The 24,752-nt window shown below is 27.6% G+C and carries 16 protein-coding genes; 7 read left to right on the forward strand and 9 right to left on the reverse strand.

The window, feature by feature from the left end; genetic code table 4:
- Positions 1-21 precede the first annotated feature (21 nt).
- The 6 genes from frr to mnmE form a co-directional block, all read right to left on the reverse strand.
- Entirely contained in the window at positions 22-573 is a 552-nt protein-coding gene (gene frr, locus EXC51_RS02250; protein WP_129620324.1) for a ribosome recycling factor, read from the reverse strand.
- Between the two features lies 1 nt (position 574).
- Positions 575-1,294, reverse strand: a complete 720-nt coding sequence (gene pyrH / locus EXC51_RS02255; RefSeq protein ID WP_129620325.1) for a UMP kinase — start codon at positions 1,292-1,294, stop codon at positions 575-577.
- A 161-nt stretch (positions 1,295-1,455) separates the two neighbouring features.
- Positions 1,456-2,643, reverse strand: a complete 1,188-nt coding sequence (gene tuf, locus EXC51_RS02260) for an elongation factor Tu (protein ID WP_129620326.1) — start codon at positions 2,641-2,643, stop codon at positions 1,456-1,458.
- A gap of 242 nt (positions 2,644-2,885) precedes the next feature.
- Positions 2,886-3,659, reverse strand: a complete 774-nt coding sequence (rsmA, locus tag EXC51_RS02265; protein ID WP_129620327.1) for a 16S rRNA (adenine(1518)-N(6)/adenine(1519)-N(6))-dimethyltransferase RsmA — start codon at positions 3,657-3,659, stop codon at positions 2,886-2,888.
- Complete coding sequence (locus EXC51_RS02270) at positions 3,659-4,453, reverse strand: TatD family hydrolase (protein ID WP_129620328.1); 795 nt, start codon at positions 4,451-4,453, stop codon at positions 3,659-3,661. The genes rsmA and EXC51_RS02270 overlap by 1 nt, the downstream gene beginning before the upstream one ends.
- 1 nt (position 4,454) lies before the next feature.
- Positions 4,455-5,813 (reverse strand): tRNA uridine-5-carboxymethylaminomethyl(34) synthesis GTPase MnmE, encoded by a 1,359-nt coding sequence (gene mnmE, locus EXC51_RS02275; protein ID WP_129620329.1) that lies wholly within the window; start codon positions 5,811-5,813, stop codon positions 4,455-4,457.
- 48 nt (positions 5,814-5,861) lie between these two features.
- Here mnmE and EXC51_RS02280 point away from each other — a divergent pair, with 48 nt between their 5' ends.
- Positions 5,862-6,557, forward strand: a complete 696-nt coding sequence (locus EXC51_RS02280; protein WP_129620330.1) for a PQ-loop domain-containing transporter — start codon at positions 5,862-5,864, stop codon at positions 6,555-6,557.
- A gap of 68 nt (positions 6,558-6,625) precedes the next feature.
- On the opposite strand, the gene EXC51_RS02285 is transcribed toward EXC51_RS02280, so the two are convergent.
- The 3 genes from EXC51_RS02285 to EXC51_RS02295 all read right to left on the reverse strand — a co-directional run bounded on the left by EXC51_RS02285 (position 6,626) and on the right by EXC51_RS02295 (position 9,465).
- The gene (locus tag EXC51_RS02285) at positions 6,626-6,838 is read right to left on the reverse strand and encodes an RNA-binding S4 domain-containing protein (RefSeq protein ID WP_129620331.1); all 213 of its coding nucleotides are present in this window, start codon (positions 6,836-6,838) and stop codon (positions 6,626-6,628) included.
- A gap of 5 nt (positions 6,839-6,843) precedes the next feature.
- The gene (gene dnaN, locus EXC51_RS02290) at positions 6,844-7,962 is read right to left on the reverse strand and encodes a DNA polymerase III subunit beta (protein ID WP_129620332.1); all 1,119 of its coding nucleotides are present in this window, start codon (positions 7,960-7,962) and stop codon (positions 6,844-6,846) included.
- Positions 7,963-8,109: 147 nt separating this feature from the next.
- Positions 8,110-9,465, reverse strand: a complete 1,356-nt coding sequence (locus EXC51_RS02295) for a DnaA ATPase domain-containing protein (protein ID WP_129620333.1) — start codon at positions 9,463-9,465, stop codon at positions 8,110-8,112.
- A 233-nt stretch (positions 9,466-9,698) separates the two neighbouring features.
- Here EXC51_RS02295 and EXC51_RS02300 point away from each other — a divergent pair, with 233 nt between their 5' ends.
- From EXC51_RS02300 to EXC51_RS02325, 6 genes are all read left to right on the forward strand, one after another.
- The gene (locus EXC51_RS02300; RefSeq protein ID WP_129620334.1) at positions 9,699-11,903 is read left to right on the forward strand and encodes an ATP-dependent DNA helicase; all 2,205 of its coding nucleotides are present in this window, start codon (positions 9,699-9,701) and stop codon (positions 11,901-11,903) included.
- A complete protein-coding gene (pth, locus tag EXC51_RS02305) occupies positions 11,894-12,448 on the forward strand; it encodes an aminoacyl-tRNA hydrolase (RefSeq protein ID WP_129620335.1) in 555 nt (184 codons plus the stop codon). The genes EXC51_RS02300 and pth overlap by 10 nt, the downstream gene beginning before the upstream one ends.
- Complete coding sequence (gene tilS / locus EXC51_RS02310) at positions 12,435-13,313, forward strand: tRNA lysidine(34) synthetase TilS (RefSeq protein ID WP_129620336.1); 879 nt, start codon at positions 12,435-12,437, stop codon at positions 13,311-13,313. Before pth ends, tilS begins: the two co-directional genes overlap by 14 nt.
- Positions 13,314-13,343: 30 nt before the next feature.
- Positions 13,344-15,410, forward strand: coding sequence for an ATP-dependent zinc metalloprotease FtsH (gene ftsH, locus EXC51_RS02315; RefSeq protein WP_129620337.1), 2,067 nt, complete (start codon positions 13,344-13,346; stop codon positions 15,408-15,410).
- A 164-nt stretch (positions 15,411-15,574) separates the two neighbouring features.
- The gene (locus EXC51_RS02320) at positions 15,575-23,644 is read left to right on the forward strand and encodes an ABC transporter permease (protein WP_129620338.1); all 8,070 of its coding nucleotides are present in this window, start codon (positions 15,575-15,577) and stop codon (positions 23,642-23,644) included.
- Positions 23,644-24,606 (forward strand): ABC transporter ATP-binding protein, encoded by a 963-nt coding sequence (locus tag EXC51_RS02325; protein ID WP_129620339.1) that lies wholly within the window; start codon positions 23,644-23,646, stop codon positions 24,604-24,606. The genes EXC51_RS02320 and EXC51_RS02325 overlap by 1 nt, the downstream gene beginning before the upstream one ends.
- The last annotated feature ends 146 nt before the right edge of the window (positions 24,607-24,752 follow it).

The following is a 24,752-nucleotide window of genomic DNA, read 5'->3' on the forward strand; positions in this document are numbered from 1 at the left end:
CCGTAAAGGTTGTGAAGTTAATTAATTATTCATTAAGTCTTGTTCTTTAGCTTTTGCAATTTCGTTAATTTTATCAATGTATTTGTCAACTTCAGCTTGAACTTTATCTAAGTATGTTTTTTGAACATCTTCAGATAATTCTTCATCAGCTTTGATTGCTTTATTAACGTTTTGACGAGCATTTCTAACGCCCACTTTTGCAGCTTCAGTAAATTTAGAAATACTTTTTGCAAGTTCTCTTCTTCTTTCTGTTGTTAAAGTAGGGAAAGTCATTCTAACTTGGTTCCCTTCATCAACAGGATTAATACCTAAATTTGCATTTAAAAGAGCTTTTGCTATATCTTTAACAGAAGAAATGTCATATGGTTTAATTAACAATTGTTGTGGTTCTGGGACACTAATATTAGCCAACTCTTCAAGAGATGTCATAATTCCATAATAATCAACTTTAATACCTTTAACAATTTGAGGGTTAGCTCTACCAGTTGAGATTTTAGAAAGTTCAAATTTGTAGTGACTAATTGCTTTATCACTGTGTTCATCAAGTTCTAATAAATAAAGATCTAATTCCATGTTATTTTGTTACCTCCGTATGCTCAATTTCACCTTTTAAAGCTCTTACAATTGATTCATCTTCTAAGATGTTAAAAACAATTAAGTTAATGTTATTTTCGCTAGCCATACTTGTGGCTGTAAGATCCATAACTTGTAATTTACGCTCTAAAATTTGATCATATGTAATTGTGTCAAATTTGGTTGCATTAGGGTTTGTTTTAGGATCTGAATCATAAATGCCATCGATGTTATTTTTACCCATTAAAATTACTTCTGCACCAATTTCAGCTGCATATAAAGTAGCTGCAGTGTCAGTTGTAAAGTATGGTCTACCTGTTCCACCACCGAAAATAACGATTTCACCATCACCAAGATATTTCATTGCTTTTTCTTTAACATAATATTCAGCAACACGCGGATCAATGTCAAATGAACTTAAAACTCTAGCTTTCAAGCCCATATTTTCAAAACCACTTCTAAGAGCTATTGCATTCATCATTGTAGCCATCATACCAATGTAATCGGCTCTGCTTCTAGGTATTCCATTTTTAGCAGCTGATGCACCTCTTCAGAAGTTACCACCACCAATAACGATTGAAACTTGAACACCTAAATCTATGATTTGTTTTAGTTGTAATGCTATATTGTTAACTAAATCATAATCAATTGCAAGGTGTTTTGATTTATTTGCAAATCCTTCACCTGACAATTTTATTAATATCTTTTTGTATTTAAGCATTTTACCTCTTTTATATTACTTTAAAATAGTATTTAAATTATAAAACAAAAATTACAGATAAATAATGATTTTTTAAAATAAAAAATAACTTTTAGACCTAAAAAACAAGCTTAAAAATATAAAAAAGAGGTTTATAGAAAACCTCTTTTTGTTTTTGGTTATTATTTAAGGATTTTTGTAACTGATCCAGCACCAACTGTACGTCCACCTTCACGGATAGAGAATTTTGTTCCCTCTTCAACAGCGATAGGTGCGATAAGTTTAACTTTAAGGTTAACGTTTTCACCTGGCATAACCATTTCACGTCCAGCTTCGAATTCAACTCCACCTGTTACGTCTGTTGTACGGAAGTAGAATTGAGGTTTGTAGTTTTTGAAGAATGGTGTGTGACGTCCACCTTCTTCTTTTTTAAGTACATAGATAGCAGCTTCGAATTCTGTGTGAGGAACGATTGAACCTGGTTTAGCTAAAACTTGTCCACGTTCGATGTCTTCACGGTTTACTCCACGAAGTAATAATCCAGCATTATCTCCAGCTTGTGCTTCTTTAAGGTTTTTACGGAACATTTCGATTCCTGTAACAACTGTTTTTTTAGTAGGTTTTAATCCAACGATTTCAACTTCATCGTTTAATTTTAATGTTCCACGTTCTACACGACCTGTAGCAACTGTTCCACGTCCTGTAATTGTGAATACGTCTTCAACAGCCATTAAGAATGGTTTGTCAAATTCTTTAACTGGAGTTTCAATGTATGAATCAACAGCGTTCATAAGTTCCATAACTGCTTCTTCATATTTAGGGTTTCCAGCAAGAGCTTCTGTTGCAGATCCACGGATAATTGGAGCGTTATCTCCGTCAAATCCATATTCTGAAAGAAGTGAACGAACTTCCATTTCAACAAGTTCAATCATTTCTTCTTCACCTTCTAACATATCACATTTGTTTAAGAAAACAACGATACGAGGCACACCAACTTGTTTTGAAAGAAGGATGTGTTCACGTGTTTGAGGCATAGGTCCATCTGTTGCAGCAACAACTAAGATAGCTCCATCCATTTGAGCAGCCCCTGTAATCATGTTTTTAACGTAGTCAGCGTGACCTGGACAGTCTACGTGAGCGTAGTGACGAGCTTCTGTTTGGTATTCGATGTGAGCTGTGTTAATTGTAATTCCACGTGCTCTTTCTTCTGGTGCATTATCGATAGAAGCGTAATCACGAGCTTCTGATAATCCTTTTTTAGATAAAACTGTAGCAATAGCAGCTGTTAAAGTTGTTTTACCGTGGTCAACGTGACCGATTGTACCAACGTTAACGTGTTCTTTACTACGATCAAAATCTAATTTTGCCATTTTGAATCCTTTCTAGTAAAAATATTATTTTTATTATTTTAATTTTTGAATGTTTTAGCGCTAAAACCACCTAAGTCTAGTCTTTCAGCTAGAACCTGTCCGTAAACATTAATAGATTTAGCAAATATATTTTACCATAAAAAATAATTTATATAATCAAGCATTAAAATTGTTAACCTAATTTTTAATATTTATTTATAAATATTAAATTTATATTTTTTAATTAATGAAGTAATTTATATTTACTTTTTAAGTAAATCATAGAGCTGTATAATTTGTTCTACGGTGAGTTCTTGAATTCTCAAGTTATCGTTTTTACCTATTTTTTCGAACGATTCATTTATAAGTGAACTATTAAAAACCGTTTTTAATGAATAAGACAATTTTTTTCTACGATTTTGGAAACATAATTTGAAAAATTCAAGTTTATCTTTAATGTTTTCTTCTTTTAAATCTTTAAATTTAAAAGAAATAATTGCAGAATCAACTTTTGGGGCTGGTGAAAAACAACTAGCAGGAACCACAAATTCTAATTTAGTTTCAGCTAAAAACTGTGATGTGACTGATAATTTAGAATAATTTTTAGTTCTTTCTTTTGCTACTATTCTTTCTGCAACTTCTTTTTGAACCATTAAAACAACACCTTTAAAGTTTCTAAATTGCTCAAAAATTTTAAAAAGAATATCAGTTGTAATATAGTAGGGGATATTTGCAACAATGTAATAATCTTTGTAATTTGAAATATCGATCTTTAAAAAATCTTCATTAACTAAAACAAAGTTGTTTTTTTGATCAAATTCTTTATTAAGAACTTCAATCATATCTTTATCAATTTCAAAAGCGATAACACTTTTTGCAACTTCTAAAAGTTCTCTAGTTAAAGCTCCTCTACCAGGTCCAATTTCAATTATATTTTGTTTGTTTAAATCAAAAACTTTTACTATTTTTTTAATAATGTTTTTATCTTGTAAAAAGTTTTGACCAAACTGTTTTTTTGCATATATTTCTTTTTTCATTATTTTAAATTAAACAACTTTCTTAAATTTGAATTTATTTTTGTTACAAATTTTTCAACCCCTACTTTTTTAAGACCTGCAGCATAATAAGTTGTAAAAAGAACTTGGTTAGGTTCATTTAAAATATTTTTAAATGGATGTGGTCTTAAGTAAGGTGCATCAGTTTCAATTAATAGATTATCTAGCGGGATAAATTCTAAAACTTTTCTTGTTTTATCGCTAGAACCAAATGTAATAACGCCGCTAAATGAAAAATAACATCCTAGCTCTAAAAATAATTTTGCTCATTCAATGTTACCCGCATATGTGTGTAACATAATTTTTAAATTCTTATACTTTTTAAGAATTTCATAAGCATCTTTATAAGCTAGATCTTGTTCTTCTTTATCTCTTATATGAATAACAACAGGTAATTTAAGTTCAGAAGCTAATTTAACTTGGTTTTCAAAACTTTTAATTTGGTTTTCTCTGCTTGGAGCAGCTTCATAATAATAATCTAAACCTATTTCGCCAATTGCCACAACATCTTCATTAATTAAATGTTTATAAAGCAGTACATCATTTTCACCTTCACCATCTTCAGGGTGAATCCCAATTGCGGGTTTGATAATTGGATATTTTTTTGCAAGTTCTAAAACTTCGATATTTTCACTTCTATGCCCACCGTTTACAATCATAAATTCAATATCGTTTTCAATTGCTTTGTCCATTATTTTTTTAATTTGCTCTTCAGAATAAAACTTAGTAGTTATATGATTGTGAGCATCAATAAAATTACTTCTTTTTTTACCCATATTATTTTCCTAAACAAAAGTTTGCAAACATAACATCTAATAAATCTTCACGATTTACATTACCTTTAATATTTTGAAGATTATCTCAAGCTGCATATAAATCAATAATAATAACATCAAATGTTTGGTAATTTTCTAAACTGTTTTTAGCATCTAAAAGGTTTTCGCAAGCTTTTTTAATTAATGATAATTGTCTGGTATTAGATAATATTTTTTCATCAAAAATATCAATATGTTGGAATAATTCAACCATTTTATTTTCAAGTTCTTCAATATCTTTATTTAGAGCTGAAACATATATCAAATCTTTTTGTTTTTCAGTGTTTAAGAGATCTGATTTATTAACAACTTTCACATACATTTTTTGTTCTTTTAATGCTTGTTCTTCAATATATTTATCAAATTCATTATCATTTTTAGTTGGTTCAACAACATGGATAATTAAATCTGATTTTTCGATTTGTTCTAAAGATTTTTGAATTCCAATTGATTCAATTTTTTCATCTGTTTTTCTAATACCTGCTGTATCAACAAGTTTAAAAAGCATTCCGTTAATTTGATAACTTGCTTCAACTAAATCTCTTGTAGTTCCTGCAATATCTGTAACAATTGCTTTATCTTCAGAAAGAAGAGAGTTTAAAATACTGCTTTTACCAACATTCGGTTTTCCTAAAATAGCAACATTTACTCCTTCGAAGATGTATTTAGCATCTTCAGAAACTTTAATAACATTATTTAATTCATCAATTAATTTGTTTACTTTTGCAAGCATTTTAGTTGTATCAAGTTGTTCGATATCGTCATATTCAGGGTAGTCAATATTAACTTCGGCCATCCCGATTAAAAGTGAAATTTCTTTTAAAAAGTTATCAATTAATTCACTAGTTTTTCCATGAAATTTATTTACTGATGCAAGTGATTGCATACTTGTTTTCGACATTATTAAATCATGAATAGCTTCTGCTTTAACTAAGTCCATTTTTCCATTTAAAAAAGCTCTTCTTGTAAATTCACCAGGTTCAGCTAATCTAGCACCATTTTTAAGTAAAAGTTCTAAAACTTTGTTTGTAACTACAATCCCTCCGTGACAATTAATTTCAATAATAGGTTCTCCTACGTAGTTATTAAAAATCAAGTTTCCATTACTGTCTTTTTTACCTAAAAATCACATAATTAAAACTTCGTCGATTAATTGATCATTATCATAAATGTGACCATAAGTAATTTCATGATCATTTCCGAGTTTACCTTTAAATATTTTTTTAATTATTTCTAACGTATCTGGTCCTGCTAATCTAACAATTGAAATTGGTTGGTTAGTTCTTAAACCAGAAGAAATTGCAGCTATATTGTCATACATGTAAATTATTTTACTTTATATTTGATATTTGTATAAAATTTATTATATATGCAATTACAAACACTTGATACAGTACTAGGTTGAATTTGTTCTATTTTAGTTATTTCACTTAGTATTCCACAATTATTAAAATTGTTAAAAGATAAAAAAACAGGTAATATAAGTTTTACATCATTTTGAGTATTTCACATCGGTATTTTACTTTGAGTAATGTACGGAGCACTTCACCCAAGTAATTTATGAACTGTTGTTCTAGCTGATGGGATTTCACTTTTTGTTAATGGTTTAATGACTATTTTACTTTATCATTACAAAACAGAATTTTCTAAAAAACAAAAAATGTATGGTTATTTAGGAGTTATAGTAACATTTGTAATCGGAATTATTTTTATTGTTATTTGTTTAGCAGCTAAAAATGTTAGAATTCCTGATTCAGGTGCAAGCATCTTTTCAGCAATAGCACCTGGTCTTACAACTCTTGCTTTTACACCTCAATTATGAATGTCATTAAAAACAAATAATTGAAAAGGAATTTCAATTTACATGTTTTTACTTTACGTAATCAACAATATATTCTGAATTGTTTTATGAATTGTAAAAATTAAAATCGATCTATTTGAATCAAAATCAATTGTAAATTTAATTATTTCACTTACTTGACAATCAATATCACTCACACTATTTTCTATTCAGTTCGGATTTACTCTTAATGATAAACTTAAATCTAAAAAACAAAGTATATAAGTACCTTCTTCAGGTACTTTTTTTAATTAAAAAATCTACAACTAACGTTGTAGAAATTCATATTAATATTATTCTTCTGATTCAACTTTAATTAAAGTATCATTAACTCAAATTATATCACCAGGCTTAATTTTACTACTTCTACCTTTTGGTGCTTCTCCATTAATTTTCATAGTGTTATTATCAAAAAAAGATTTTGATTGACCACCAGTGGAAATTTCACCAATTTTTTTAAGGAACTGACTAACTTTAATTGAATCACCTTTGATTTTTACTATCATAAATTTTAATACCTTCTCATAGGAGTTATCAATTGTTTGTTTTTATCATTTTCAAGGGAAGTAAATAACAATTGATCTTCTTTATCTGAAATTTGTATTTTAATTTTACCATTATCTAAAATTGAAACAGCATCTTCTATGAAATTATAATTTACGTCAATATCAAATTCTTCACCTTTATATTCAAAGTTTGTTGTTTCTGCGTCAGCATAACCAATTTCTGGAACTTCATATGATGTTTTAATTTTTTCTTTTGATATGTTAAATGATAATCTTTTTATTTTATCTGAAACATAAAAGATTGTTTTATTAATTAAATTTAATAATTCTTGCTTATCAATAATGATTTCTTTTGAATAATTTCTTTCAAAAACATTACTAATATCTAGATATTTTAAATCAACTAAGTTAGCTTGAATAATTGTATTTTCGTATGAGATACCTAATTTGTAGTCTTTGAAGAATAAATTGACTTTTTTAGGTGCATCTTTAGTAACTAATTTTTTAAGGATTTTTGAATCAACATTAATATCTATTTCAACTTGTGAATCAATTTCTATTTCTGCTTTAGAAAGCCTAAATCCATCTGTTGAAACCATAGTTAATAATTTGTCGTTGTTTGATTTAATATTAATAACTTTATAAATTAAGTTATTAATTTTATCTACACTTGAATTTGTTGAAACTAAAGCTTCATTAATAACATTTTCTAATTTCTTAGACGAAATTTCAATTTTATTTGAAGGTTCATTAAAATCAACTAATTGCATTTGGTTTTCGTTATCTAATTTGGCAATTGTAAATTTTGTTTTACCTTCGTATATATCAATAATATTGTTATTTACATTAATAGTTACTTCGTTTTCAAATTTCTTGATTATATTTCTAAAAATATTTGCATTAATAAATACTTTTCCTGACGAATCAAGTTTTAAATTTGACTCATCAACAAAGATTGTTTTCTTAGCAGATACAGCAGGGTTATTAGAAGAAATATTTAAAGCTTCAGAGTTTATTTCAAAAAATAAACACCTATTTAAAACAGAAGCATCATTTGAATCAACATAGTTGTTTAAAAAGTCAACAGTGTTTTCAATAATATTTTTTTTAATTGTGAATTTCATAAATTCTCCTAAATTTTAAAAATGATAAATATGAGCTGTTAATATGTTAATAAGTTTTAAAAAGTGTATTTTTAATATAATTTTGGACCTAAAAAATAACTTTTTGGGTTTATTAACATATTAATAAAACATTAAAAATTGTTTATTTTAGTTGTATAACTTTGCGATAATTAAATCTTTAACTTGTTTAATTGAAGAGTTATTAACATCTGTTTTTCCTAAGACATTAACAATTGTTGAATGGTCACGATTAAAGATTTTTCCTATTTCAGTTGTCGATAGTTGCAAGTAACTTCTTATAACAATAATTGCCATTTGCCTAGCAACCACAATTTCCTTACGCCTTGACTTACCTAGCAAATCTTTTCGATTAAGTTTGTAGTAATTACATACAACATTAATTATTTCTTCTGGTTTTACTTCTTTTCTATTTTTTATAGTATCTTCAAAAATTTCTTTAATGTATTCAAGTGTATCATCAACAGTAAGAATTTTATCTTTATAAAACTGCATCCTTTTTACAGAACCGATTAAATTTCTAATTGAACCGCTTGAATTATAAATAATAAAATCTCTTGATTGTTTATCTAATAATAAACTATCGAAAACTTCTTTTTTCATAAAGTAATCAAAGAGTTTTTCTAAATCTTCATAGCTTGGTTTTTTAATACTTGTGGTAAATCCTGAAGTTAAACGAGTAATGATTCTTGTGTCGAATTTTGATTTAATTTCATCAATACTGCATTCAGAAGAAATTACGGTTTTCTTTTTAGCTGACATTCTTCCGTCTATAATTTGGAATAAAAAGTTTTTTGTTGACTTTTTCTCACCTTCAGAATAGATCTGAAAATCATCTAATAATAAAACATCTACATTTGTAAAGTGTTTTAAAACAGCAGAGATTTTTGATTGATCATTTTCTTGTAATAAAGCTGCTATATCTCTAGTGAAATTAGTAGGATTAATATAACTTGCAGTTTTATTATTACTTAAATAAGTATTTGCAATTGCATATAAAAGGTGTGTTTTGCCAAATCCTGATTTACTATGAATATAAACGGTTAAAAAATCTTTGTTTAATAAATTTTTACAAATATTAACTGCTTCTTTGTTGAAATTACCAACAATGTAATTACTAAAAGTTAAATTTGGATCAACACTAGAATCGTAACCAAACTTTTTAAATTCTTCATATTGAATTTCATTATTTTTTTCAATTTCTTTAATTTGTTCTTGATCGTAATTAACTATTTTATAAACAATATTTGGTCCAAAAATTTCTTTTACAGTTTTTTGTATATTTTTTTGGTAATAAGTTTTAATAATATTAATTATTGAATCAGTAAATTGCGGAAACGAAAAAACTACTTCATTTCTTTCATAAGAAAGTACATTAATGCTTCTAAAAAAGTTTTGATAAACCATATTATCAAACTCATTTTTTAAGTAATCTCGAACTTGAGAAGTATAAACTTTAAGCGCTGTTTTATCTGCTGAAATCATATAAACCTTTCTGGTTTTTAAGTTGTGAATAACTGTTGTTTATAAACTAAATTACAAAACACTTATTCACAACTTTTAATACTATTTTTTAGCTACTTAAGTAAATTATACACAATTTTAAAAATCTCGTTATTAACAACCTAAAAAAGATTGTGAATAACTGTAGTTATCAACATCAAAAAAACTCTAATATTTGTAAGGTAAATTAATATAATCTATATAATTAAAATAATATGGTTCAAAAAGTTATAGGTAGTTTTTTTAAAATAATAAAAAGTGGAAATAATTGAGCACTTTTTAATTTTGTTTCACAAGATAAAAAGTTCAAAGCAGTTGTTTTCGCAGGAACTAACATTCCGTCTCTTTATCAAGAATATGAAGTAGAGTTAACTGAAAATGAAGGTTATAGAACTTATAAACTTCTTTCTTTTGTTCCAAGTATCAAAGAAAAAGAAATTGATTGAGTTGACTATATTTCTAAAAACGTTAAAGGTATTGGACTAGTAACAGCAAAAAAAATAGTCCAAGCTCAAGGTGAAAAAATTTGACAAAACATTTCAAACTTTATCAAAGATGAAAAACCTAACGAACTTCATCTTTTTTTAACTGATGCTCAAATTGAACATTTAAAACAACATTATATTGATAAGCAAAGTGAAATTGAATCACTTTTATCAATTAGTGAAGAAGAAAAAAGTAACATTAAATTTTTCTATCTTAATAACTTGCAAAAACTTTATGAATTTCTTAAAGAAAAACATAAAGGCAATAATATAAATTACGAAGAATACTACAAACAAAACAATGTATATGATTTATATATGAAAGATTTTATTCCTTTTGAACTAGTTGATAAATTCGCTTTATTAATTGGTTATCAAGAAACTTGTCTTTTCCGTTTTGAAGCTTTTGTTTTTAACGTTATTTCAGAAGAAGAAATGAACAATTCAACTTTAATTCCTTATGATTTAGTTGAAAAAAATGTACGTTCTAAACTAAATATTTCACATGATTTTTTCACAGATTCATGTAACTTACTACTAAATCATGACAATATTATTGTTCAAAAAGTTAATGACAAATTTTACTTTTCTAAAAAAGTTACTCTCGAAAAAGAGTTTTATATTTTAAAACGTTTACATCAAATTAATAATGCTAAAAAACTTGACTACACTACAAGTTCAAAAATTGAAGGTTCATCAATGTCAGATGAGCAAAAAAATGCATATTTTGGATCCTTAGAAAATAATGTTTCAATAATAAGTGGTGGACCTGGAGTTGGAAAAAGCTACATTATTAAATACCTAAATTTAACCCTTAAAGAAAATGGTTTAAAAAATGAAAAGGATTATTACATTTTAACCCCTACCGGTAGAGCTTCAACAAACGTTTCATTAAAAATTGATGATAAAGTTAGAACGATTCACAGCTTATTAAAAATTAAAGATGAAAATGAAGAAGTTGATATTTCAAGTGATGAATATGACAAAATTAAAGTTTTAATTATTGATGAGTTTTCAATGGTTAATATCAATGTTTTTGAAAAGTTACTTAAGGCTTGTTCAAATTTAGAGCACTTAATTATACTTGGTGATGTAAATCAATTACCAGCTATTGGGCCAGGAAATTTACTTGAACAAATGATTCAAATAAGTTTTGTTAAAACATATTATTTAACTAAGTTTTTCAGAAGTGATTCAATTGACATTTTTAATTTCTTTGAGAGTGTTAAAAAGAGCCAGTTACCTAAGTTTAAAAAAGGAATTGTTAATTTATACGAATGAGACAAAAGTGTTTTAGTTCAAAACATTACAAAATTATTCAAAAAGTTAATTCAAGAAGACGGGATAGAAAATACGATTGTTTTAGCTCCAACTTATCGTGGTGATTATGGGCTTATTGAACTTAATAACCAAATCCAAAATGCTATAAATAAAGAGTCACAAGAAGTTCTTAAAACACAAAAACAAGGTAAAGAAATAATTTTTAAACTCAAAGATAGAGTTATTCAATTAGAAAATAGAACTCAAGATAATGTTTATAACGGTGATATAGGGGAAATTGTTGATTTTACAAAAAACAAAAACACCACTGAAACAATAACTGTTAAATTTTCAAACAATGGCACAGATCGTTTTTTAGAATACACCGCTTCAGAATTTAGAAATGAAGTTAGTTTAGCTTATGGAATTACAGTTCATAAATTTCAAGGTAGCGAAATTGATCATGTTATTTTCTTAGTTCTTGACTCGCATAGTTTTATGCTTAATAAAAAACTTATTTATACAGGTGCTTCGCGTGCTAAAAAAACCTTAAATATCGTTACATCAATAAATGTACCAATAGAAGAAACTTTATACACAAGTTATCTAAAGAAAAATGAAATTTTAACTAATTTCCAATTACTCATTTTAGAAAAGGAGAAAGAATGAAATTAATTGTTGGTCTTGGTAACCCTGGTTCTCAATACAAATTCACTAGACATAATGCTGGTTTTTTAGCAGTAGACGAAATTGCTAAAAAATTAAATGTTAACTTTAAATCATCAAAATTTAATGGTGAAATAGCTAAAAGCGATGACATTATTTTAGGTAAGCCTTCGACATTTATGAATAAATCAGGACTTTTTGTTTCTCAAGTGGCTAACTTTTACAAAATTCATCCTGATGATATTATGATTATTCACGACGAAAAAGACCTAGATTTAGGTAAAAGTGTCATTAAAGTTGGTGGAAGTGGTGGAAGCCACAATGGTGTAATTGATGTAATTACTCAACTTGGTTCAAGAGATTTTAAAAGATTAAAAATCGGAATCAATTCACCTGAAAGAAAAGGTGAATTAAAAAACTTTGTTTTAGGAAACTTTACTGCAACTGAATTTACAATTCTTCAAGAAGTAATTCAAAAAGCAGCCGAGGCTTCAGTTTTATTCGGATTTACTGATATTCTCACAATAATGAATAAATATAATGTTAAAAAATAAAAAATATTTACTTGCAGTTAGTGGTGGTCCTGATAGTATTTTTCTTCTTTATAAATATCGAAACAAAGATGTTGTTGTAGCTCATGTAAATTATCACCAAAGAGAAGATAGTAATAACGATGAAGTAATTGTTAAAAGGTATTGCACTTTGTGAAAAATACCTTTTTACTCATTACAATTAAGTAAAAACGACCACGTCAAAAATAACTTTCAAAACTGAGCAAGAATTAAACGTTATGAATTTTTTAAAACTATTTGCAAGCAACAAAAGTGCGATTTAGTTTTAACAGGACATCATAAAGATGATTTTATAGAAACTGCTCAGATGCAACTAGATAAAAAAACATTCCGTTTTTTTTATGGAATTAAAAAAGAAAGCAAGGCTTTTGATTCAAACATCAATAGACCTTTTTTATTTAAATATTGAAAAAGGTCTATTGAAGCAAAAGTTAAAAAATTAGGACTAGATTACGCAATTGATTATTCAAATGCTTTAAACAAATATACAAGGAATGCAATAAGACTTAAAAATAAAAGTATTTGAAGTAAAACCTTATTTTATTTAAAGATTAAACTACTTAATTTTTGAAATAGTTTTAAAGAAAGAAAGATTGCTAAAGCATTTGAAAAATGACAAAAAAGCAACTTTAATCAAGATGTTTTTGCTTCATTGAAACATAAAAATCACCTTATTTATGATTTTGTAAATTCACAAACACAAAACATTAATTTATCAAACGGAAAAATACAAAGCATTAAAGATTTCATACTTTCTAAAAAAAGGACAAACAGCTATAAATTATCAAAAAGCACTTTTTTGGTGAAAAATAAAGGATTTTGCTTTTTTTTAGTAAAAAGTTTATAATATTTTATATTTAAAATAGAAAGGAAAAGAATGAAATTTAAATTAAATTGAATTAGGGTGTTAATGATCATTCTTATTCTAACTTTCGTTGGAATAATGATTTATATGATTGTTAACAAACTGTTCACAACTACACCAGAAAAAATTAGTATTTCAGCTTTAGTAGAATACATTACTAACGCTGCAAAACAACCAAACGACAGTATGTATTTTGAAAAAATAGAAGTAGATCCATTTACTAATAAGTTTACCGGTGTGTTTGTTGATGGCCAAAAAACCATTAATTTTCTAGCATATGGTAACTATAGAGATTTAGGTGTTGCTGGATATGAAAGTATACCTTCAGCTGCTTTTTCATACTTAAAAAATAATGAAGTAATTCAATCAGCAGGACTTTCATCAGTTGGTGTTACCGAAGAAAACTGATTTGTTTCTTTCTTTGTAAGAGGTTTATTACCACAAATTATTGTTTTATTATTATTCTACTTTATCATAAGATGATCATTAAGAGGGATGAGTGGTGGAGCTTCTGGATTTGGCGGACAAGACAAACCACCTGCACAATTAATTAAATCAGATAAAAAATTCAGTGATATTGCAGGTAATAAAGAACCAATTGAAGAAATTAGAGAAATAGTAGATTACTTAAAAAATCCTAAAAAATATGAAGCTAGTGGTGCGAGAATGCCTAGAGGTATCCTTTTAGGTGGTCCTCCAGGAACTGGTAAAACACTTCTTGCAAAAGCTACAGCTGGTGAAGCAAATGTACCATTTTTCTTCGTGTCAGCTTCTAACTTCGTTGAGCTTTTTGTTGGTATGGGAGCCAAAAGAGTTAGACAAGTAATTGCTGAAGCTAGAAAAAACGCTCCTGCTATTGTTTTCATCGATGAGCTTGATGCTATTGGTAGAACAAGAGGTGGTGGAATTGGTGGTGGAAACGACGAACGTGAACAAACACTTAACCAACTTCTTGTTGAAATGGACGGAATTAAAGAAAACTCAGGATTATTATTTATTGCCGCAACAAACAGAACAGACGTTTTAGATCCTGCTTTAATTAGACCCGGACGTTTCGATAGAACAATTACCGTTGGACTTCCTGATGTTAAAGAACGTGAAGAGATCTTAAAATTACACGCAAAAGGAAAAAGATTTGAAAGCGATGTTCACTTTAATAATGTTGCTAGAAGAACTCCTGGATTCTCAGGTGCTCAACTTGAAAATGTTATTAATGAAGCTGTACTTCTTTCTATTAGAGAAAAAACCAACTTAATTAGTCTTGCACAAATTGACGAAGCTATTGATAGAGTTATGTCTGGACCTGCTAAAAAATCTAGAACAATAACTAAAGAAGAATTAACACTTGTTGCTTATCATGAAGCTGGTCATGCTGTTGTTGGAATTAGAACACCAGGTGGAAACAAAGTTCAAAAAATTACAATTATTCCTCGTGGACAAGCAGGTGGATATAACTTAATGATGCCTGAAAATGAAAAATACAACTACACCAAACAAGAACTTTTAGCTTCTATAGCAAGTTTTATGGGTGGTAGAGCAGCTGAAGAAATCATTTATGGTGAAAAACACATCACAACAGGTGCTTCAGATGATATTAAAAAAGCTACAAATATAGCAAGAAGAATGGTTACTGAATTTGGTATGAGTGATCTTGGGCCAATTAAATATATGGAAGAAGAAGGTAGTCCATTCCTTGGTAAAACATTAGCTCAAAACTCAGGTATTTCAAACCAAATTACCCACGAAATAGATATGGAAGTAAGAAAAATTATTTTCCAAGCTAAAGAAATTGCAACCAAAACAATTAATGAAAATAGAGAACTTTTAGAATTAATCAAAACTCTTTTACTAGAACAAGAAACAATTATTGCTGAAGAAATTGATTACATTGCTAAAAACCTTAAATTACCACCTAAAAAAGAAGAGCAAATTAAAGTAGCTGAAGAACCATTTGATTTAGACGATTTATTAAATGAAAATAATTCTGAATCTAAAGAATTTCAAAACGCAGATGTTGCTGAGCAATTAAGCGAAGCAAATGAAGAACTTGCTCAAGAAGAAAAAAGTGAATCTAATTAGTCAAAAAACAAATATGTCTTAGCGGCATATTTGTTTTTTTCAAAATCGAACTAAGGAAACAAAATTAAATACAATTAGAGAGATTTTATGACTTTTTACATCTTCTAAAAATACTATATAATTAATAAATTAATTATAAAAACACTTAAACTTAGGAGTGTAATATGTGAAGATTATTCAAAGAAGTTTTCAAATCGCTTATAAAGAATAAAGCAACAGTTGCAGGGCTTACTATTTTAGTTTTCCTTTCATCTGCTATTTTTACTCTTTTACACGATATGTCCAAATCAATGAAACAACAATACAAAAAGTATGATGAAATTTCAAATGGACACGAATTCACAGTAGATTTAAACTTACCATTTAGTGGAAACATCTATAACAATGGATATTTCGTTAACGGTCTTACTCAAATTGAAGGAGGACCATTTTTTGGTAAAGGTTTAAATTATGTTGAGCCAAATTATCGTAAGATTTATGACTCAATCGATATAGAAGCGATTGAAACTCCATATGTTAAGATGGATAATTTCTTTCAAAATGACAACTTCTTAAAAGATAAATATATTAAAAAATCAACTTTAACAGAACTTGTTGAAAAAAATAATGTTGATCAATTTGTTATTTACAATTTTGAAAACCCAGAAAAAACCTTTAGATTAACTAAAGATTTTGAAACAGACCTTTTTGTTAAAAATGGTGAAGAATTTGTAAAATACGAAAAAAGATACACTTTAAAAAGAAGTGATGTTTTCCATCTTGATAAAGCATATAAATTACAGGATATTGCATCTATTAGTTCTGAAAATGAAAGAACACCAATTCTTTCTCAAATGTCAACGCTTTTTATTAACGTTAAAACCAAACAAGCTACATTTGATTATAACGTTGGTAAAAAATGAGATATAGAAGATAATGCTGTTAAAGTCAGTCCAGTTGATTATGTTGAAAAATTAGGTTTTTCAAAATATAATGACTCCAACTTCATTTTCAAGTTAGACAATACAAAATCACCTATTCTTATTTCGATAAATGGAAATGAAAGCATTTCTAATTTTTATGAAAAAGAAATTAAACTTAATATCCCTTATTCAGATATTTTCAAAGAATCTTCAGTTGATCATGACTCAATTGAAAAATATACACTTAGAAAAAATATCGACTTTTCACTTCCTGTTCAATGAGCAGTTAAAAAAGAAAACTTAGTGTATTGACAAAGAAAACACTATACAACAACTTATGATACACCTGAAAATAAGCGTAGATGAAATGGAACTTACGCTACTTTTATGGAAGGAATTGAAAAAGAAAATAATGGAAGCTTACCACTATATTTTTCTGATTTTTCATATTGAAGCAAACGAACACTTTCATATAACATCAAATTCCATGATGATGGAACTGTAAACAATCAGAAAATTTTAAAATCAGAAAATAATAATATTATTTCCTTTGAGGAAACTCAAAAAAATAAATTAACATTAGCTGATATGTCTGAGCAACCTCTTAATCCAAATATAGCTGAATTTAACTATAATTCATACATTTTAAGTGAGTCTAAAACAATAGCAGAAATTGACAATCTTAGTGCAAGGGCTCAAGATTCAAATTTCAACATTAATAATTGATATAAAGATATTATTAATGTACAAAATGTAGATGAAAGAGTGAAGATCATTAAAGATGGTGCATTAAACATCACTAAAAAGAGTATTTATGATTATTTAGTTCAGAAAGTAAGTGAAGCAAATATTGGTAAACGTAAAACAATAACAGTTGATTCTGTAAATAACTTAGGGGAAAAATCTGTTTTCCACTTTATTAACACTGGAGATAAAGATAATAAAGTTGATGGAATTAAATTAAATGTTGATAAATTAATCAATGAAGCAACCAATAAAACAGATCTTAATGAAATTTCTGTTGCATTAGATAATTACTTTATGACAAAAGAATTACCACCTTTTATTGCTAAAGAAATTATCAGTAACACTAGAGACAACGTTAACCCAGTTAATGAATACATCCTAGCTGACTTTGATTTTTATGATGTTAAAATCATTGACCCTTCAAATAATGAAGTTTCTATTTTGCACAATGCTAAAGTGTATAAATTAGCAAATTATATTGGCAAAAATGGATTACCAGAAGAAACATACAACCAATTTAATGGTTACGGAGTTGCGTGAACCTCATATGATACTTTATTCTTATTAAGAGCAATTTATAATCCTAATAATCCAGATCAAATTGATCATTGAGAAAATGTAAATATTCCTAAAAAACAAATTAGTTCATTTACAAGTGAGGAACTTTATAGATATTTTGTTGATCATAATTTCACTTTAAGACACAAATATTTAAATATGCAAGGATGAGTTGAAAAATTACCAGAATATCCAAATACTGTTTACATTCCTTTTGCATTTAGAGGTCCATTAATCGAAATTATTAATGAAGCTTTAAACCAAAACACATTAAGAAGTGGACTTGTAAATATTCAAAAATACTTATTTGAATCAGATTTAGTTAAAAAAGGTTTCTTAAGCAAAGAAGAAGTTTATACATTAATTGAGTCAATTTCGGTAGTTATTGATAAAAACAACTTTGCTAAGATTTTTAGTACTGGAAATATCAACTTAATTGTTATCCCTAAAATGGCGCTTGATTTAGTTTATGAACTATCTCATTCTCCAAATGGTGATTATTTAACTAAAATTCTCACATCAATTTTAAATAGAGTAAAACAACTTATTCTTGAACAAGGAAGTTTAGAAAATCAAAGAAATTACTTAATTGGTCAAATTGAAAATCTTTATAAATTTATTGAAAAAATAAGTGGACAAAACGCTTCAGTTTTTATCCCGCCTACTAAATTAGCTTATTTAGTTAAAGATCCAATTAAATTAATTGATAGTGTAATTGCAATTATCAATTCATTTAACTTTGAGGAATATGGATCTAAATTAAAGAACTTCTTTGATAACGAATATGATAAAGAACACCTTTTTAATGGAAAATCATACAAGAGAAAATTAAGTAGTGTTGAAATTATTTTATGAGCTATCGAAAGTTTTGATCAAAATGAACTTAAGAAAGCGATTAACTCAATTTTAAATAACATTAACATTAATGTGATTTTAAATGCAGATGATCCAAATAGTTTACTTGCAAACTTTTTAACTAATTTACCTACTTCAATCAAGGAAATTATTAAAAAAGCAAATGCTTATGAAAACGACCCTACAAAAGCGTTCTCTAATGTTATTGAACAACTTAAACTTTTAATTGACACAATTGATTTAAATATTGTTTCATCAAATCTTAGAGAAAAATTAACTGTCTCTCCATATGATGTTGAAAATATACAAATTAATAACCTTACTAAAACAAAAGAAAAAACAATTAAATACTATGCTTTAGGTTCGATTAATAACATTGATATTTATTCAACAATCATTAAATCAATTTTCAGTATGCCTGGGTCAGATAAGTATATCAAAACACGTATTATTGATATGTTTAACTTATCATCTAAAGGTGATAGTATTAGAATTGATGATAATACATATATTTCATTCCCGGTTGAAGACCCAGATAAATTAGACTTTATTGATTTAGTTTCTGCTTTTATAAGTCCTGCAAGCAAACCTGCGCAAAATGCAGAATCTAATCCTTCTGAAACACCTGCTGCTAGCGCGCAAGCTAGCCCATCAACAAATAATACTTTAGAAAAAGTTAATTACTTTATTAATAAGTTTAAAAATGTATCTTCAATTGAATACAACAACCTTTCATCTAAAGATAGAGCTATTGCGCAACAGTTTTTTAACCTTACAAAAAATCACACCTTAAGTGGTGATGCTAAAAACAAAGCATTTAACGATTGACAAGCATTTGTTGATGCGTTTGCATTTATTGATGATTTAAAAGAAATTCATAGTGATATGTCAATTGGTAATTTAATGAATTATTATGCTAACTTCTCTAATTATTTTGAAGTTAACTTCACCTGATCAATTCTTAATAAATTACTTAAAAAACTTACTAACAATTCATATACACCTGGATTTTCTCCAATTAAAGATAGTCGTTTAATTCTTAAAAACTGAAGCAGTATTTTTATTAAAAATAAAGATATTAGTTACGAAAGAAGAACTGCTTTTGCTAATAGATTATTAGCACTTGCTAATAAACAAGGTGTTTTAGATTCGTTTAATAGCTTTAATCTTTTTGAAGGATCTGACCAAAATATTGCCAAGTACCAAAGTACAGGTTTTGGAGTTTCTCGTTCAATTGCAACTCCACTTAAAATGCGTGATGAATTTTTTGCTAAAGATGCAAGTGGAAGATATGTAAATGCTGATTTAAAAGAATTAGTTAGAGATTTTCCTGAATTCGAAAAATGAATTAAAGAAAATGAATTAAACATAACTAATGATTTTGCTTACATTGGTGTTTCACAAATGTATCAAAACTTTGGTGAAACTACAAAAATTGATAAATATGCTTTAAAATACAACAATATTTTATCTGTAATTATTGACAACTTCCTTAATGGGGTAATGCAAAGAAGAGTAATTAAACAAAAATTAGATACAATTGATTACATTTACAACAATGATTACTACACTGTATCAATTGAACACTTAGGACTTAATAATCTTTTATTTAACTCATTATTGCTTAATAATACTCTGCAATTTATTGTTTGATTGTTAACTAATACAAACAACGTTGGAAATCAATCAATTTCGAATTTAGCTTTTCTTTTACTTCACAAAATCGTGAATTTTGAAGATTTAGTAAATAAAGGAGATGAAAAAATCTCTGAGTTTATTAATAGCTTTGTACAACCTTCAGTAATTACACCTGTGGTGGAAAATGATTTTACCTTTGCAATTGCAATTGATAATGATTATTTTGTAAACTTAACTGAACTACCTGAATATAAAGAAGACAAAATGTCTGTTTTTGGAATTAACTTAGTTGATATTATGCTTAATGCAATGAACTCAATTACAGGTCTTCAAAGAGTTAATAACTTACTTGTATTTACCCAAGCAAGTGCTTATGTTGCAAAAGTAAATTATGCTTGACTTAAACAAAACAACAAAGAAATTTATGGTGGATATTTACCTAAAGATCCGGTTGGAATGGCACAGTTAATTGAAAATGTGGATAAAAAATACTTACTTGAAGTTGATGGAACTAAATTCTTAATTCTTGGTGATGATATTACTTACGATTATGTTTATCCAGTAATTGATGAAAATAACTTGCAAGTAAGTACTAAGAACCAAGCTATTGTTTACTTAAATGATAAAGGGTTTAATAGAATTAGACAAAACTACCGTGGAAATGTTGTTAAAGAGTATTTAGTAGCTAAAACTAAACCAAATCAAGATGTTGATACAGTGATTAAAGAAACAAGAGAATATGTAAATCAAGCTGTTAATGATCCTGCGAAACTTGAAAGGGTATTTAGAAAAGATCAATTAGATCCAATTAACCCAGAAAGAAGCTTAAGAATTACAGTTGTAACCGGAATTATTTCATCAGTTACATATACTTCGAATATTTTAATTGGTATCTTAATCGCACTTGTTGGAATCTCAATTATCTTTATTATTAAACGTTATATTTCTAACAAAAATAAGGTTATTGGTATTTTAGTGGCTCAAGGTTATACACCACTTCAAATTTCAATTTCTATGACTGCCTTTGCCGTCTTTTCAGTGCTTATTGGTGGTGTAATTGGTTACTTAACTGGATTTATGTTCCAAGCTTCAGCAATTAATATTTTAAGTAGCTATTGAACAGTTCCAATTACCACACTGAATTTCTCAATTGTTTCATTTAGTGTCTCAATTATTGTTCCGCTGATTGGAATGTCACTTCTTATTATTGCAATTTCACTTTACTCACTTAGATATAAATCAATTGATTTAATGAGTGGAATTGTTGATTTAAATATTGGTGAACTTCAAAACCAATACAAAAAATTATGAACCAAATCAAATATTAAAACTAAATTTGGTGCATCACTTGTATTTAATAGTTTCTGAAAACTTGCTTCATTTGCAATTAGTATTATTTTAGCAAGCATTACAACTATCTTTGGTTTTGCAACCTTTGGAGTGTTTGAAAAATCAATTGAAAAAACCTACAAAAACCGTAGTTATAACTACAAATTTGATTTAGAAACACCAACTAAAGAAGGGGGATTATTTAACCCTTACTACGTTCAACATTTAGATAATTCTTTATATACAACAATTGGTGATGTTAGCGAACTTAACTGATACCAAAGTGATTACTTTGCACCTGGATATTCAACCGCAGTTAATGCAAATGGTAAAAATGGGAATCCAACTATTTTTGATCCACATGTTATTTCGCAATTCTCAGTTAATGTTAAAATTGATTCTTCAGTAAGTGTCGACCCATGAAAATTAGTTTATAACTCACTTCCAGATACTCAAAAATCTAAGATTCTTAAAATTAGAAACTTAGTTGGACACGCACTTGAGAAAACTCAAGATTGAGTTGTTTATGAAAAAGATAATCCAAATAAATATGACGTTGCAAAAACAAAACTTACTAAGAGAGATTTCTTCTACTATTTAGAAAATGAAAACAACCCATTAGAAAGTCAGTTCTTATACTTAAGATATGACCCAACAGAAGGTGATTATATTCACGATATTATCTCTACTTCAAGTCATAGAGATCAATACCGTCAATTCCTTGTGGACGGATATAGAAAACTTTCGCAACAAAACCAACAAAAAGAAAATAGTGGGGCTAGAGTTTCGGATCTTATAACTGATTTCTTTGTTGCATTTAACGGAATTTACTTTAATCCACTTAAAGATGAAACTTACTCATATGTAGCATCTAAATATAAAAAACAAAATATTAAGTTATATGGATATAAACAAAATTCATCACAAATTAAATTAATTGATGATAATGACAATAACTTACTCGATCTTGTTTATAAACAATGATATGAGCTTGAAAAAACAATCCCTTCTTCATTAACTAATGCTCAAAAAGCTGAATTACTTATGGAAAAAGAATTACCAATAGTAATTAATAAAGTTTCTGCTGACAAATTTGGACTTAAAGTTGGTTCTAAATTAAAACTTCCAGTTCTTAACAATGTTGAAAGATACACTGAAAAACTTAACGCAGAAATTTACAACCTAGTGGAAGAAAAAGTTATCACTGATGAAAATGTTGAAGAGGAAGTAGTAGAAGAAATTAAAGGATACAAATTTAAAGTTATAGGTATTAACCCAACATTTATTAATACTGAATTTATTATCCCTAAACCAATTGCAGATATAATTACTGGACTTGCTTCACTTACAAAAACTCAAAACAACATTACATCTGAGCCATTTAACGGTATCTTATCAAAAGATCAATTGCCTCAACAATTACTTTGAACAACTGCACTTTACTCAATTTCAGGATACTCACCAGCTGCTGATACTTTAGATACTAACGGTATTTCATCAAATGTTATTTCTGATCTTTTTGACGGATTATTTGCAACTCATTCAACAGTTGATAACTTACGTTCTGAAGGGCAAATGGCAAAACTTGGTTATACAGATGTAGAGATTGCTAAATTCTTAAATAAAGACTTTGATCCCGAAACTCAATCAGTTAAAGAAAACTACTTAGAGATGAAAAAATCAGCAGGAACTGCAATTAATAAGTTTGCTAAGATTTTCGAAGATAAATTATATGTAGCAACTGCTTCTTCGATTGATTCAAAAGAAATGGAAATTGGATTTACATTAACAATTGCTAAAACAGTGCAAATTATTGTTACATTAATTACAATTATCAGTTTCGTTGTTTCAATTGTTATTCTTATTATTATTTCAACAATCTTAATCAATGAAAACGAAAAGAACATAGCTATTTGATCTATCTTAGGATACAATAACAAAGAGAAAATATTTATGTTCTTTGGAATTTACATTCCATTTATTATCGGAGCTGTTCTTTTAGCTATGCCTATAGCAGTTGGACTTATGGGTATATTCTCACAATTCTTAACTGTAGCAGCTTCTATCACAATACCTTTAACATTAACAATAGGAAACGTTGCATTAACGATAGCAACAGTATTTGGTGTGTTCTTAGTAACATCAATTATTTCTTGATTAAATATAAACAAAATTAAAGCTATTGATTTATTGAAAGGAAAATAATGTTTTTAGACAAAATATTAAAAATTTTCAAAAAGAAAGAAAAGACTTCTGAAAAAAATACTGATGAAGTTATTATTTCCAAAAAAGATATTAAGGAAAAAATTACAAAGAAAAATGTATTTAATTTTCTTGATTCCTCAGAAGGAACAAATAAAATAAGTGTTGACAGATCGATAGCTAAAAAACTAAGAAAAGCAGCTAATCAAAAAAGACCAAAAGATGATCACATTGATTTAAAAAACAACGAAGAAAACATTATTGAAGTTAGAGATGTAAGTAAATATTATCTTTCAGGTAATACAGTTACTAGGGTTTTAAAAAATGTTTCTATGGAGATTAAAAAAGGTGAATTCATTTTAATCTTCGGTAAATCTGGTGGTGGTAAAAGTACGCTTTTAAACCTTATTTCTGGGCTTGATAGACCAAGTAAAGGAGATGTTATTGTTTGTGATACTAATCTCCCTTATTTATCAGATGTGAAATTAACCTTATTTAGAAGAGAAAACGTAAGTTTCATCTTCCAAAACTATAACTTACTTCAAAACCTTACAGGTTATGATAACGTTGAAACTGGTGCTTATTTACAAAAAAATAAGGACAAAAAACTTAATTTAGACGATTTATTTAAAGAATTTGAAATGGAAGAAGTTAAAGATAAATATCCTTCTCAAATGTCAGGGGGTCAACAACAACGTATTTCGATCCTTAGAGCTTTAGCTAAAAATGCATCAATTATTTTCGCCGATGAACCTACTGGAGCTCTTGACTCAAATACTTCTAAAATCGTTTTATCTTACTTATTTGACATCAACAAAAAATACGGAACCACAATTGTTATGGTTACCCACGATCCTTCAATTGAACCAATTGCTGATAAAGTTGTTCACGTAAAAGATGGAAAAATCACTGATATTAAAGTGAACAAAAAACCAACACACCCTAAAGATATTGTGTGAGACTAATTTAACCTTTAATTATTAATTAATAAACGAATATACCTGAAATATTGGTGTATTCGTTTTTATTTCGATTCTGAAAAGAGTGCCAATAAATGAAACATATAAATAGAAATTAATGATATTCTGTACTACTGCGTTAATTTAGACAT

This window comes from Mycoplasmopsis gallinacea (assembly GCF_900660495.1).
In the GTDB taxonomy this organism is placed as follows: Bacteria; Bacillota_I; Bacilli_A; order Mycoplasmatales; family Metamycoplasmataceae; genus Mycoplasmopsis; species Mycoplasmopsis gallinacea.